The organism is Phaeobacter piscinae, assembly GCF_002407245.1.
GTDB lineage: Bacteria > Pseudomonadota > Alphaproteobacteria > Rhodobacterales > Rhodobacteraceae > Phaeobacter > Phaeobacter piscinae.
In genome coordinates this window covers 111,515-123,945 of sequence record NZ_CP010682.1, presented here as the reverse complement: position 1 = coordinate 123,945, position 12,431 = coordinate 111,515, and the positions used below count along the sequence as shown (strand labels likewise).

The following is a 12,431-nucleotide window of genomic DNA, read 5'->3' as shown; positions in this document are numbered from 1 at the left end:
TCGCCGTTAGGTGTCTCCCAGTATCTGCATCAGAACCCCGAACTCATTGAAAACAGTCCATTCTTTCTGGACCTTATTGTTATGAATATGCCACTGAGTGATGCCCCAGACATGAGCTTCTTTTCCGGTGGGTTCACCGTATGGGCCGTTTCCGCGGTGCGCGCCGACACCACCCCAACGAATTGATACGAGATACCCGTCTTTGGCATTGCCCATCCAATAAATGTCATCGACGGCAATACGTATGTTTGGGAACATAGCGATCATCGACAGTACATGTGAGCGCATTTGGCCTACCCCACGGTAGACCCTACTTGTAGAGCCTTCGAAAACGACGTCCGGTTCATAAACCTGATCCATCGCAGCAAAGTTCCTGTGATTCCAAATGCTCTCAAATGCCGCATTAACGAAGTCTCGTATGTTTCCATCAACTACATCCGGGATGGGGTAACGTTCAGGAAACGCCTGACCGGCCAATCGCTTCGGCTCGCTGGCAGCAAAGTTCGGAGCAAACGGCCCTTGCGGCCGTTGCGAGGCAATTTGTCTGGCTACTTCGCCTACGTCAAAGCCCATTTGCTGGATCAGTGCAGCAGTGTCATAGGCAACGTGTTCGTCATAAATTTCGTTGTCTCGTACGACACAATTGGCGATGCAGAACAGCCGAAGGGGCCGATTGGTAGGGGGCCCGAAGCGCGAGTAACCTGTGTTGGTTCCCATGATCATCGTGCGATGTGAGGTATGAAAACTCACGTCGTCATTACCGGCCCAAATCACCTCGTCCGCGATAAGCCGTATGTCAGGGATCGCATTGTTAGTATGAACGGTATCTTCGACGATCTTGTCGCGCCCGTATTGCAGCCCGACATCGTCCCAAACGCGGCAGTCATGGCTGTAGGTATCATAGATACAGCCGATGTCTTTTTCTTCCCAGATCTGATGCGTTATTCGGACAATGTAGTCGACAATATTCTTATATTTGTCGTCAAACCCTCTCATCGCCTGCGTGGCCAGGTGTTCGGGTTCTTTCCCCAGGAATTCCTTCGTTCCGCCGCGTCGATACTCTTCCAGAGAGATCGAGTAATCCGCCGGCATATGTTCGTCTTTCAAGGGACTGAATCGAATATGCGGCTGAAGTATCTTCAGGAAGTTTAGGTTTTTGTGTCACGGCGCCCTCATCGATTCTAAACCGCATACGTATGCTTTAAAATTCAAAAAATATCTGGTTCCGTCAAGAGCTAGTATCGAGATAGCGGGCAAAGCTAAGTCATATAATATTTTTAGCTATTGATTTATTGAGCGAACTTACAGATGATGCGCATACGTATGCATCTAAATACAGGGATTTCGACTTGTATCAGCTTCATGATGCAAGTTCATTTGCTCACTTTAAGAGCGGTCAGCGTTGCCTTTGTCCGTGCGCCTGTGATGATATTCCCGCCTGTCCTTGCCTGACGATCCAGCCAAAAGGCGGATGCGTGAGGCTCAAAGTCAGCGGCAATAGATCTGCGGACAGGCGTATTGCCGATCCAACGAGAAAGGACAGTGACAAGTCGGCCGAGTACTGGATCTTCATTGATCAGTATTGGCTATGGAGACAGTTGGGGGTTGACTTGACAGTGGCCCATGAAGCAATGGGCCGCTGAAATACCAAGCTGGAGTGATCAGAAATACCATGATCTTTGCCACTTCATTGGTGATGGTTCCTACATTGGAGAAGTGGGTTGGCCTGCCATGCAGCAAACTCTGGTCGGCGACGGGCTCTTGGGTCCTCTACCAACGCGATAAACCCTGGATATTCGCGGATTGGATTTTTGACGCAGGGAGGGCGATTTCATTCGCAAAAAACTGGGCATTGGTAGACTTGCTGTACATTTACCAAAAAAACTCGGAGTCGACGCCCTAGCCCGGATGGAACAACTAAGACGGCCAAATCCCTGAGCTCCATACATACAACAGGCAACCGGACGACTTTTGTACAACATGCCATCGAGCAGGAGGTGCAGTTTTTTGACGATTTCGACCTGAGTTTAAAGTCACTTAAGCGAAACAATACGCGGCCTAACCCGCGGCGCAGTCTGACGGATTGCCCGCCAGACACCCTTAAGAACTGAGAGGTGAATATGTCTGATTTACAATCTGCTAAAGATCTTGTTCGTCGCTATTTTGCTGCGCTGGACGAAGGTGCCGTGGCTGCCGCCAAAACCTACTTTTCACCTGACGCCATCTGGCGTGGTTATCATCCGTTCCATGAAATTCATGATCCGGTCGAAGTTGCCAAACGGTTCTGGGAACCCCTTCAAAACTCTCTGCGCCGAATGCAGCGCCGGTTGGATATCTTCATGGCTGGTGAAAACCAACTCGATGCCGGAGGTGTCTGGGTTGCGTCGATGGGACATCTGATGGGGCTGTTCGATGAACCATGGTTGAACATTCCGCCCACCAACAAGATTGCAATGCTGCGTTATGCAGAGTTCCACCGTGTCGAAGGGGGCGAGATAATCGAGACGGCAATGTTTTTTGATATCCCCCACCTTGCAGCGCAGGCTGGTTTGCGTTTGTTCGCGTCACAAACCGGAGCGCACTTGGTACACCCCGCTCCAATGACGCATACCGGCGTCATGTTCGATGCCCAGAACCCCGAAGAAGGTCATAAAACAAAGGCCGCAATCGACTTCATGATCAACGACATTCGCGACTGGACAGGGCGCGAAGAACTGGGCCTTGAAGTAGAGTTACCACGCAGCTGGAATGACGACATGATCTGGTGGGGGCCGACTGGCATCGGTGCCACTTATACAATCGAGCGTTACATCAAACAGCACGCCGGTCCCTTCCGAGACGGGTTGGCTGATCGCACGTTCAACGGCCACATTGCCCGCATTGCAGAAGGTGAGTTTGGAGGCTTCTTTGGGTGGCCAAATCTGACGCTCAAACCATCGGGCGGATTCATGGGGATGCCTGCATCGGATAAGGCAAGTGATATGCGCGTGATAGACATGTACCGACGATCCGGTGACAAACTGACAGAAAACTGGATTTTTATTGACCTGCTGCACTTTTGGAATCAGCAGGGTGCTGACATACTTGGGCGCATCCCCCATATGCGCGGTTAGTCACCTTGTTGGCATCCCTTTTAGTGCTGGCGCCCACAGAGCAAAGCACCCGCCCCATATGAAGCAATCGAGCGGGATTTGTAGACAGCTATTTTGTCTTGTTTAGAAGGGTGGAGCTCGTTGAGTTCAGCAAGCTAGCTTTGCAACTTGCTTGCGTCGGCGGGTTCCGATCCCGAACGTATCCGCACGCCTATCGTGCTCACAACTGCATCTACCAGAGTTCTCGCCCCCTAATCGAAGTCAATCAAAGCGCTTAAAGGCACGTATGACATGATTTTACCAGAGCAGAGCCCCCCTAGCCGATTCTGACATTGCTCATAAGCATGGCGATAACGTCTGTCGACATGCCTTCCTGCGCGGGATGGGCGCTCCACCCGGCAAAGGCCGCCCTGCGCCTCTCGCGAAACTGGCGAATTCGACTTTAAAATAGCAAGCAGCAAAGCCGGGTTTGTCGCACATGCCGATTTTCGGCCACCTGTATCTCGGATGACTGTCTCAGCAACCAGTTGGTGTTTAGTGTAATACTACAAACCACGGCCGGCGTGGTTTAGGCCATATGTTCAGTGATGAGCACAAAATAACCGATACAGCGACATGCACCAATGTCTGATCTTTTCCGCAATATAGCCAGCGTCAAGAAAAATCTTGCAAAGCATAGGCAATTCGAATTCGAATGTCAGACAATTGAATTTCGAGTGTGGGCCGCCTGACTGGCGACCCCGACTATCGACGCCGATTACGAAGAGGTCCGCATCTAGTTATACAAATATCACTGACTTTTCGGGAGGAAAGACCATGAACTTAAGACCTGACCCCACGTTCCACGCCACGCCGCAGCTAGCAATGGCCGCACCCACCGAGAACTACGCCTTTACCATAATGCTGAGCCCAGACGGGTCACAATCCGACGGCATTGCGGTTGTTGACGTGAACCCCAAGTCTAAGTTCTATGGCGAGATTGTTCATCAGGTCATAGTCCCCCACAAAGGCGACGAATTTCACCACTTTGGCTGGAATGCATGTTCCTCGGCCCTATCCCCTTTGACAGGTCACGCTTTCCTTGAGCGCCGTTATCTGATCGTGCCGGGCATCCGCTCCTCGCGCATCTACATCATTGACGTTAAAGACCCGCTAAAAGCCAAGATCCACAAGACGATCGAGCCCGAAGAGGTTTTTGCCAAGACAGGCTACTCCCGCCCGCACACCATCCATTGTGGCCCTGAGGGTATATATGTCTCGACTCTAGGCGGCGGCGGCGAAGATGGGACCGATGGCCCTCCTGGCATCTTCATCATGGATTGCGAGACGTTCGAGATTATCGGCCGCTATGAAATGGACCGCGGCAAGCAGGACAAGCACTACGATTTCTGGTGGAATCTGCCGCAAGACTACATGGTCTCGTCCGAATGGGGCCTTCCACCACAGTTTGAGAACGGTGTCGTTCCCGAGGATTTGCTTTCTAACAAATACGGCCATTCCATCCATTTCTGGGACCTGCGGAAGCGCAAAAACATCCAGACCATCGACTTTGGCGAAAACTACCAGATGGCGCTTGAAATCAGACCAGCCCACGACCCCGCTAAGTCCTATGGCTTCTGCGGCGTGGTGGTGGATACGACCAACCTTCAAGGTGCGATCTTTACATGGTGGCGTGATGATGACGGCACCTGGCAGGCCAAGAAAGTTATCACTATCGACCCACGCCCCGAAGATCCGGAAAATCTTCCACCGCTTTTGCAAGGTTTTGGTGCGGTGCCACCGCTGGTCACAGATATCGATCTTAGCCTCGATGACAAATACCTTTACGTCGCGTGCTGGGGCTTAGGCGAAATGCACCAGTATGATGTGTCCGACCCGCTAAACCCGGTTCTGGCCGGGAAAGTCGAAGTTGGCGGCATTGCCAAGGGCACAGATCACCCCAACGGCAAGCCCTTCGTTTACGGCCCGCAAATGGTAGAAATCAGCCGCGATGGCAAAAGGGTCTTTTGGACCAATTCGCTGTATTCCACCTGGGATGATCAGTTCTATCCAAACGATGAAGGCGGTCAGATGATCATGGCCCACAATGACGAGAACGGCTTTTACCTCGACAAGAACTTCTATGTCGAGTTTCCTAAAGGCCTCAGGTCTCACCAAATTCGGCTGGAGGGCGGCGACTGTTCAACCGACAGCTTTTGCTACCCAAACGTTTAAGACTTGGAAAGCGCAGCATCGATGACGGCCCTGTGGTGGGCCATCATCGCCTCCGGCTTCTATCATGGCATGAACCCAGGCATGGGCTGGCCCCTCGCTGTCTCAGCCGCGCTATTTGAGCAGAAATCATCTGCTCTCCTGCACGCACTCGCGGCCCTCGCCATGGGTCACTTTATTGCAATGACTGCGGTCCTGCTTCCATTTTCAATGATGCTGACGCTGGTCGAATATGAGGCTCACATCCGTGTCGGCGCGGGCTTCTTAGTTGCCTCCCTTGGCATCTACTTATTGATCAACCGCCGCCATCCACGATTTCTGGCGAGAGTTAGCCCGGCCAACCTGGGGCTGTGGTCCTTTCTCGCCGCCCTCGCGCATGGCGCAGGGCTGATGCTGGTTCCAATCTATTTGGGTATCTGTGCCGTCTCGGAATTCGATGCCGGCCACACAGCTGCTTATGCGCTGATGAACTCCAATGTGGGGCTTGCCTTCACCGTCGCCGCTGCTCACACAGCTGCGATGATACTGGCAGGTGGGGCGCTTGCCGCTGGGATGTATTTCTGGCTTGGTTTGAAATTCTTGTCAAAGACTTGGTTCAACCTAGACGTGGTCTGGGCGCTTAGCTTGATTGTCGTTGGGATTATTGCGATCTGGCACACAGTTGCATAGGCAGCAGTGCTATCAGCAGAACACTTTTGCAACCATGTCCAAACGGAATTCATCGCCTTCGACAATGTCGCGGCCCAAAACACACCTTGTTAAAGGGTAATCTTGTGGCAGGTTTATCCAGCAAGACAGCCGTCGCAGAGCTTTGTCTCCGATGGCGAATTTCTTTCTGATCATCCTTCAGATTACAGCGTGTTTTTGCGCAAAGTAACGGCGTAGCCCGCACCGCCACACTTGCTTTGTGACCAGCGCAACTAGGACGAGCCATTCACCCCTGGCCATCAGAGGTACGACTCTGCTTTCCCCCTCGGGCAAGCCTATTAGACAACACCGTGCCCTCAGCTGCGCCTGCGGGCAGCACCACTATTGCAGAATAGCATTATCTCGCCCTCACCCGCGTTCGCCAAGTGGCAGATCAGCAGGAACAGGCGCCTGCGGCGTCTGGTCTGCAAACCAGCCCTAACGTTCCTAAGAAGAAGTCAGGATCAATGAGTTTGGTCTATGCGTTGGATGAATAAGGTGAGGCGAAAATGGCAAGGTTCTGTCGCTGGTGGCAGAACCATGTGTCGCCTTACACAGGAAGAAAGTGGCGGACCGAGGAGGATTCGAACCCCCGACCCCTTGATTCGTAGTCAAGTACTCTATCCAGCTGAGCTATCGGTCCACTGTTGCGGGGTTTATTCGCAGTTATGCGGCGGCGCAAGCCAAAAGCGAAGGGTCGGAGAGATTTTTCACCGACCCTTCAAGAGACCAAATCCAGCGGAGTTATCAGAAGCCCAATTTCGAACGGGTCTGCCGAACCTGAGTCTGGAATTTATAGCCGCGCACCAGGCCTGTGTCTTTTCCCATCGGCCACCATTCTGGGTCATTTGGCCAGCTGCGCCACATGACGCCCCACGCATCAACGACATGGCTGATGCAGGATCTATCACTTGAGCTGGCACCCGCACGGCGCCCGCTTGGATAATACCAGACAAGATCCTGACACATCTGACCGTTGGCATCGGTGGACCACGTACCGGCTCCCAGGTTGTCACCTTGATCAGCACACCAGGCCCGTGCCTGACCACCTGGCCCGAAATAGATCCCACCACCACAGTTGTTGGTCCAAAGCTCAGTCTTGCCAGAGTAGATCTTGGCGATCTTTTGTGGACTTGCGATTTTCGCACTGCGAGGCATTGGATCGGCAGCTGCCGTCATTGGCAGGATGCAGGAAAGGGCTGCGGCAACAAGTTTACACTTAACAAGAGTCATCATTTACCTCCTTCGGTGAGCCTAAGTTCAGCTCGTTTGTTGCCGTCTAAGCGGCTCAGAGAGCGGTAGATCCTTGGACCAATGCCGGATTGACTAAGGCATCTGGTTCTACAGCCACTATTTTAGAACAAAAAGTAGTCTGCGTGTTGTAGTTCGGAAAACGCCGTATTCTCGACCAGAACGGTCACATTGGCAAAATAGATCGCGGCATCATCGCCAACTTGGCCAAAATCGACATCGTCCATACTCTCCGCACCACGACCCAGTTTGATACGATCAACACCGAGCTCAAAATCAGTTATGCGGTCTGTGTGATCGCCCTCGTTGAACACAAAGATGTCAGCCCCGTCACCTCCGGTCAGCACGTCATCCCCGGTTCCGCCGTACAGGCGATCTACGCCAGCCCCGCCGCGCATTGTGTCGCTGCCGGATCCTCCAATCAGGCGATCATTGCCTCGCCCCCCTCCAAGAAGGTCAGCTCCAACGCCACCAAAGATGACATCGCGGCCCACTCCACCGCGCAGCACATCGTCGCCGCCGTTGCCATGCAGTGAATCGGCTCCTGAACCGCCCCGCAGAACATCAGCTCCCAACCCTCCGGTCAGGAAATCATTACCAGCACCGGCCGCGACCGTATCGTCGCCGGCGCCAAGCGAAATTTGATCTGCGCCAGCATAAGTACGGATTGCCGTAACACTATCATTCAATAGCGCGGTAATCTGATCTGCGCCGGACAGAAGCTCCCTTGCGACGTCCTCGGCGCGCAACGAGACGAATTGGTCGAAGCTTACCGAGATATCAGAAATCGAAACGATCGGAGCGCCATCAAGCGAATGATCCATAGAGAATATCTGCCAGTCGGCCTGATCGTCGCTGGAGAAATCGCCGCCGAGACGCAGAATTGAACCATCTTCGCCGGTCTGCTCAAGCTCAGTAGGCGAGACGATGGTTCCGAACGACGTACGAGAGGTCTCAAACCCGTCAAAGGCCAAGTAGTTGCTCAGCGAGGACACGCCTGGAAACGACGCAACGAATACATTTGCCATTGAGGGCTCTCTTTCGCATTGGATGGAACGATTTGATTAAAAGCGATAGGGTTTTTCCGAACAGCGCGCAAACTTTTGGCCGACAATATTGGTTAACGAGACATTAATAGGCACCCATCGCGTACAAAACCCCGCAATGCTATTGACTGTTTCTTAGATGGCGACGAGCGCTCGGCGCTGTTTGCCTTTGATGCGCTCTGATTCTCGGGCGTGCGACTATTCGGGGATCGCGCGGCTCTAGGCAGAAAGTGGCGCAGATGCTTGATCCTTGTGCGCAAGTTTCAGCGCAAGCCGCCACGTTCGGCATCGCTGTCGGAGCTGATTCTGCCATCCCGGATAGAGACTGCCCTATCTGGCAAAGGAATAGCGAGATGGCTGCGGGCAACGAGATAATGATGGTAAGAAATTGATTAGTAATAGAATATTTCGCTATACGTATTTTGCATAGCCGCATTGCAATCGGCATTGGATTGTTCGCCAGCCCTGCGATACCGATGAAATAACAATATCGTAACGGGAGGACGAATAATGAAACATTTTGCGAGCACGCTCGCGGTTGCCACACTGACGGCAACTCTGAGCACGGCAGCAATGGCGGAAGTGACCATCAAGGTCGCCTATGATGCCGATCCGGTTTCGCTGGATCCGCATGAGCAGTTGTCGGGTGGCACGCTGCAGCTTTCGCATATGGTTTTTGACCCGCTGGTGCGCTGGACCAAAGACCTGCAGTTCGCACCGCGGCTGGCCGAAAGCTGGGAGCAGATTGACGACACCACAATGCGCTTCAAACTGCGCGATGGTGTAACCTTCCATAGCGGCAACGCGCTGACGTCGGCTGATGTCGACTGGACTTTTGACCGTCTGAAGGCCAGCCCTGATTTCAAAGGTATCTTTGCACCTTTCACCGACGTCGAAGTGGTGGATGAGCTGACGTTCGATCTGAAAACATCCGAGCCCTATCCGCTGGTCCTGCATACTGCGACGTATATTTTCCCGATGGACAGCCAGTTTTACTCCGGCACCACCGAGGACGGCAAAGACAAGGCTGAACTGGTTAAGCACGGCGACAGCTTCGCCTCGCGCAATCTTTCCGGCACTGGCCCCTTCACAGTCACCGAGCGTGAACAGGGCGTGAAGGTTATCTTTGACCGCTTTGATGGTTATTGGGACACGGCTTCTGAGGGCAATGTCGACAAGATCATCCTCACGCCGATCAAGGAAGATCCGACACGCGTGGCCGCGTTGCTGGCAGGCGATGTTGATTTTATCGCCCCCGTTCCGCCGACAGACCTGAAGCGGGTTGAGGAGCATGACGGTACCACGCTGATCACCGAGCCTGGCACACGTATCATCACGTTCCAACTGAACCAGAACCGCGTTGAAGCGTTCAAAGATGCACGCGTTCGCAAGGCGATCGACTATGCCGTGAACAACGCAGGCATCGTGGACCGCATCATGCGTGGTTTCGGTACCGTTGGTGCACAGGCCAGCCCGGCCGGCTACCTTGGTTATGATGAGAGCCTGACGCCGCGCTTTGACGTGGAGAAGGCCAAAGCTCTGATGGCAGAAGCTGGCTATGCGGATGGCTTCTCGGTCACCATGATGGCGCCGAACAACCGCTATGTGAACGATGACAAAATCGCGCAGGCTGTGGCTTCGATGCTGGCTAAAATCAACATTAAGGTTGATCTTCAGACCATGCCCAAGGCGCAATATTGGCCGACATTCGACGAGCGTGCGGCAGATATGATGATGATCGGCTGGCACGCGGATACCGAAGACTCAGCGAACTTCCACCAGTTCCTGACCCATTGCCCGGATGAAGCCACCGGCAACGGCCAGTACAACTCCGGCAACTACTGTAACCCGGAAGCGGATGCGCTGATGGCGGAAGCCAATGCAACGACCGACCAGACCAAACGCGGTGAGTTGCTGCGCAAGCTGGAAGGCATCCTTTATGAAGAAGCCGCCTTCATTCCGCTGCACTGGCAGAATCTGGCCTGGGGTGCGCGCGACGGTGTCCACGCTGAAAAAATCGTGAACGCTCTCAACTTCCCCTACTTCGGCGATCTGAAAGTCGACTGATAGGTTTCTGGCCGGGGCGGCAGAGCTGCCCCGGCTTTTTCGAAATATTTCCCAGATTTTCACCACTTCTTTATGGGCATGTCCCTGCCGCCCGCCGGGCGTCAATGGCGTTGTGCCCATCAACAAGTGACTGATACAAGGTAACTCAAACATGCTCGCCTACCTCGTGAAACGCGTGTTCCAGGCCATCGCGGTGATGTTTGCCATCTCGCTGATCGGCTTTGCCATTCAGGACAACCTCGGTGATCCCCTGCGGGAACTGGTCGGTCAGTCCGTCTCCGAAGAGGTCCGTCAGCAGCTGCGCGACGAACTGGGCCTGAACGACAGTTTCGTAACCCAATATGTCCGCTTTCTCGGCAACGCCCTTCAGGGCGATCTCGGCACCAGCTACTTCTTTAAGGAACCGGCGCTGGATGTGATCCTGAAAAAACTTCCGGCAACGCTTGAGCTGGTTATGGGCGCAACCCTGATCATTGTTGGCCTGTCCGTGCCTCTCGGCGTCTACACTGCGATCAAACCCAATACGATCCTCAGCCGCCTGATTATGGGCATCTCGATTGTCGGGATTTCCGTTCCGGTGTTCCTGACTGCGATCCTGATGATTTTTGTGTTTTCCGTCGAACTTGGCTGGTTCCCTTCTTATGGGCGCGGCGACGTTGTGCATGTATTTGGTTACTGGGACACAAATTTTGCCACCGCTGATGGCTGGGTGCATATCCTGCTGCCCTCCGTTGCGCTGGCCTCGATCATGCTGCCGCTGTTCGTGCGCCTGATCCGGGCTGAGATGATGGAAGTACTGCAAAGCGAATATGTGAAATACGCCCGCGCCAAAGGCATTCGCCCCTATCGCATTTACTTCATCCACGCGCTCAAGAACACGTTGCTGCCGGTGATCACCGTTGGCGGCGTTCAGATCGGAACGATGGTGGCCTATACCATCCTGACGGAGACCGTTTTCCAGTGGCCCGGCATGGGGTTCATGTTCCTAGAGGCGGTGAACCGCGTCGATACCCCGCTGATCGTGGCATATCTCATCATTGTGGGGTTCATATTTGTGGTCACCAACACCATCGTCGACCTGATCTACGGGCTCGTCAATCCAACTGTTAATATCGCGAGGATGGGCGCATGAGCAGCCTTAGCACAAACCAAAGCACACCATCGCGGTTCAGTCGGCTTTGGAACTCCAACATGGGCTACAGCTTTCGGCGCAACCCGGTGGCGATGGTCTCCTTCGCGGTCTTCTTGGTCATTACCATTGCCTCGGTTCTGGCACCGGTATTGGCTCCGTTTGACCCCTATGATCCGGCGCAGATCGATATCATGAACAGCGAATATCCACCGGTTTGGATTGATGGGTCGGATTCCCAGTTTGTGTTCGGCACCGATGATCAGGGACGCGATCTGTGGTCCACCATCCTCTATGGGACGCGGTTGTCGCTATTGATTGGTCTCTGCGCTGTGGCATTGCAGGCTTTCCTCGGGATCTCCATCGGCTTGGTGGCCGGCTATGTCGGTGGGCGGATCGATAGCCTGCTGATGCGCTTTGCCGATATTCAGCTGTCGTTCTCAACATTGATGGTGGCCATCATCTTTCTTGCGGTGACGCAGGCGATGTTCGGCAGCGAGACCTTCAATCAATATGCAATCTATTTCCTCATCGCGGTGATTGGCGTCGCCGAATGGCCGCAATACGCCCGCACTGTGCGCGCCACTGTTCTGGCCGAGAAGAAGAAAGAATACATCGACAGCGCGCGTGTGCTGGGCTTTGGCCCCCTGCGGATCATGGTCCGCCATATCCTGCCCAACTCACTGTCACCGATCTTTGTGATCTCCACGGTGCAGGTCGCCAACGCCATCATCTCCGAGGCTTCGCTGAGCTTTCTTGGTCTGGGCATGCCGCCGAGCCAGCCGTCACTCGGCTCACTGATCTCCTCGGGCTTCGACTACATTTTCTCGGGCAGCTGGTGGATCACCGCCATCCCCGGCGTGGTTCTGGTGGTCCTCGTTCTAGTCATCAATCTCTTGGGTGACTGGATGCGCGATGTGCTGAACCCGAAACTTTACAAAGGATAAG

9 protein-coding genes and 1 tRNA gene are annotated in these 12,431 nt (G+C 53.9%); 6 read left to right on the top strand and 4 right to left on the bottom strand.

Going from position 1 to position 12,431, the window contains the following annotated elements; genetic code table 11:
• Positions 1 to 6: 6 nt before the first annotated feature.
• Entirely contained in the window at positions 7 to 1,092 is a 1,086-nt protein-coding gene (locus tag phaeop14_RS17705; protein WP_096790426.1) for a nuclear transport factor 2 family protein, read from the bottom strand.
• A gap of 1,028 nt (positions 1,093 to 2,120) precedes the next feature.
• Here phaeop14_RS17705 and phaeop14_RS17695 point away from each other — a divergent pair.
• The 3 genes from phaeop14_RS17695 to phaeop14_RS17685 all read left to right on the top strand — a co-directional run bounded on the left by phaeop14_RS17695 (position 2,121) and on the right by phaeop14_RS17685 (position 5,972).
• Positions 2,121 to 3,113 carry a nuclear transport factor 2 family protein gene (locus tag phaeop14_RS17695; RefSeq protein ID WP_096790424.1) on the top strand — a complete coding sequence of 331 codons (993 nt, stop codon included), beginning with the start codon at positions 2,121 to 2,123 and terminating at the stop codon, positions 3,111 to 3,113.
• 795 nt (positions 3,114 to 3,908) lie between these two features.
• On the top strand, positions 3,909 to 5,306 hold the full coding sequence (locus phaeop14_RS17690; RefSeq protein ID WP_040169852.1) for a selenium-binding protein SBP56-related protein: 1,398 nt from the start codon (positions 3,909 to 3,911) through the stop codon (positions 5,304 to 5,306).
• A 21-nt stretch (positions 5,307 to 5,327) separates the two neighbouring features.
• The gene (locus tag phaeop14_RS17685) at positions 5,328 to 5,972 is read left to right on the top strand and encodes a hypothetical protein (protein ID WP_096790423.1); all 645 of its coding nucleotides are present in this window, start codon (positions 5,328 to 5,330) and stop codon (positions 5,970 to 5,972) included.
• A 584-nt stretch (positions 5,973 to 6,556) separates the two neighbouring features.
• Here the strand turns inward: phaeop14_RS17685 and phaeop14_RS17680 are convergent.
• The 3 genes from phaeop14_RS17680 to phaeop14_RS17670 form a co-directional block, all read right to left on the bottom strand.
• Positions 6,557 to 6,633 (bottom strand) — tRNA-Arg (locus tag phaeop14_RS17680).
• A 104-nt stretch (positions 6,634 to 6,737) separates the two neighbouring features.
• Positions 6,738 to 7,223, bottom strand: coding sequence for a DUF995 domain-containing protein (locus phaeop14_RS17675; protein WP_338090142.1), 486 nt, complete (start codon positions 7,221 to 7,223; stop codon positions 6,738 to 6,740).
• 122 nt (positions 7,224 to 7,345) lie between these two features.
• Complete coding sequence (locus phaeop14_RS17670; RefSeq protein ID WP_040169845.1) at positions 7,346 to 8,269, bottom strand: calcium-binding protein; 924 nt, start codon at positions 8,267 to 8,269, stop codon at positions 7,346 to 7,348.
• Positions 8,270 to 8,797: 528 nt separating this feature from the next.
• Here phaeop14_RS17670 and phaeop14_RS17665 point away from each other — a divergent pair.
• The 3 genes from phaeop14_RS17665 to phaeop14_RS17655 all read left to right on the top strand — a co-directional run bounded on the left by phaeop14_RS17665 (position 8,798) and on the right by phaeop14_RS17655 (position 12,430).
• Positions 8,798 to 10,354, top strand: a complete 1,557-nt coding sequence (locus phaeop14_RS17665) for an ABC transporter substrate-binding protein (RefSeq protein ID WP_096790422.1) — start codon at positions 8,798 to 8,800, stop codon at positions 10,352 to 10,354.
• A 151-nt stretch (positions 10,355 to 10,505) separates the two neighbouring features.
• Positions 10,506 to 11,486: an ABC transporter permease gene (locus phaeop14_RS17660; protein ID WP_014881734.1), complete on the top strand. Its 981-nt coding sequence runs from the start codon at positions 10,506 to 10,508 to the stop codon at positions 11,484 to 11,486.
• Complete coding sequence (locus phaeop14_RS17655; protein ID WP_040169841.1) at positions 11,483 to 12,430, top strand: ABC transporter permease; 948 nt, start codon at positions 11,483 to 11,485, stop codon at positions 12,428 to 12,430. The genes phaeop14_RS17660 and phaeop14_RS17655 overlap by 4 nt, the downstream gene beginning before the upstream one ends.
• The last annotated feature ends 1 nt before the right edge of the window (position 12,431 follow it).

What these genes read in the sequence shown, in the direction of transcription:
- phaeop14_RS17660 (WP_014881734.1), top strand. Translation starts at nt 10,506, where the DNA reads ATGCTCGCCTACCTCGTGAAACGCGTGTTCCAGGCCATCGCGGTGATG.
- phaeop14_RS17690 (WP_040169852.1), top strand. Translation starts at nt 3,909, where the DNA reads ATGAACTTAAGACCTGACCCCACGTTCCACGCCACGCCGCAGCTAGCA.
- phaeop14_RS17665 (WP_096790422.1), top strand. Translation starts at nt 8,798, where the DNA reads ATGAAACATTTTGCGAGCACGCTCGCGGTTGCCACACTGACGGCAACT.
- phaeop14_RS17705 (WP_096790426.1), bottom strand. Translation starts at nt 1,092, where the DNA reads ATGCCGGCGGATTACTCGATCTCTCTGGAAGAGTATCGACGCGGCGGA.
- phaeop14_RS17675 (WP_338090142.1), bottom strand. Translation starts at nt 7,223, where the DNA reads ATGACTCTTGTTAAGTGTAAACTTGTTGCCGCAGCCCTTTCCTGCATC.
- phaeop14_RS17695 (WP_096790424.1), top strand. Translation starts at nt 2,121, where the DNA reads ATGTCTGATTTACAATCTGCTAAAGATCTTGTTCGTCGCTATTTTGCT.
- phaeop14_RS17655 (WP_040169841.1), top strand. Translation starts at nt 11,483, where the DNA reads ATGAGCAGCCTTAGCACAAACCAAAGCACACCATCGCGGTTCAGTCGG.
- phaeop14_RS17685 (WP_096790423.1), top strand. Translation starts at nt 5,328, where the DNA reads ATGACGGCCCTGTGGTGGGCCATCATCGCCTCCGGCTTCTATCATGGC.
- phaeop14_RS17670 (WP_040169845.1), bottom strand. Translation starts at nt 8,269, where the DNA reads ATGGCAAATGTATTCGTTGCGTCGTTTCCAGGCGTGTCCTCGCTGAGC.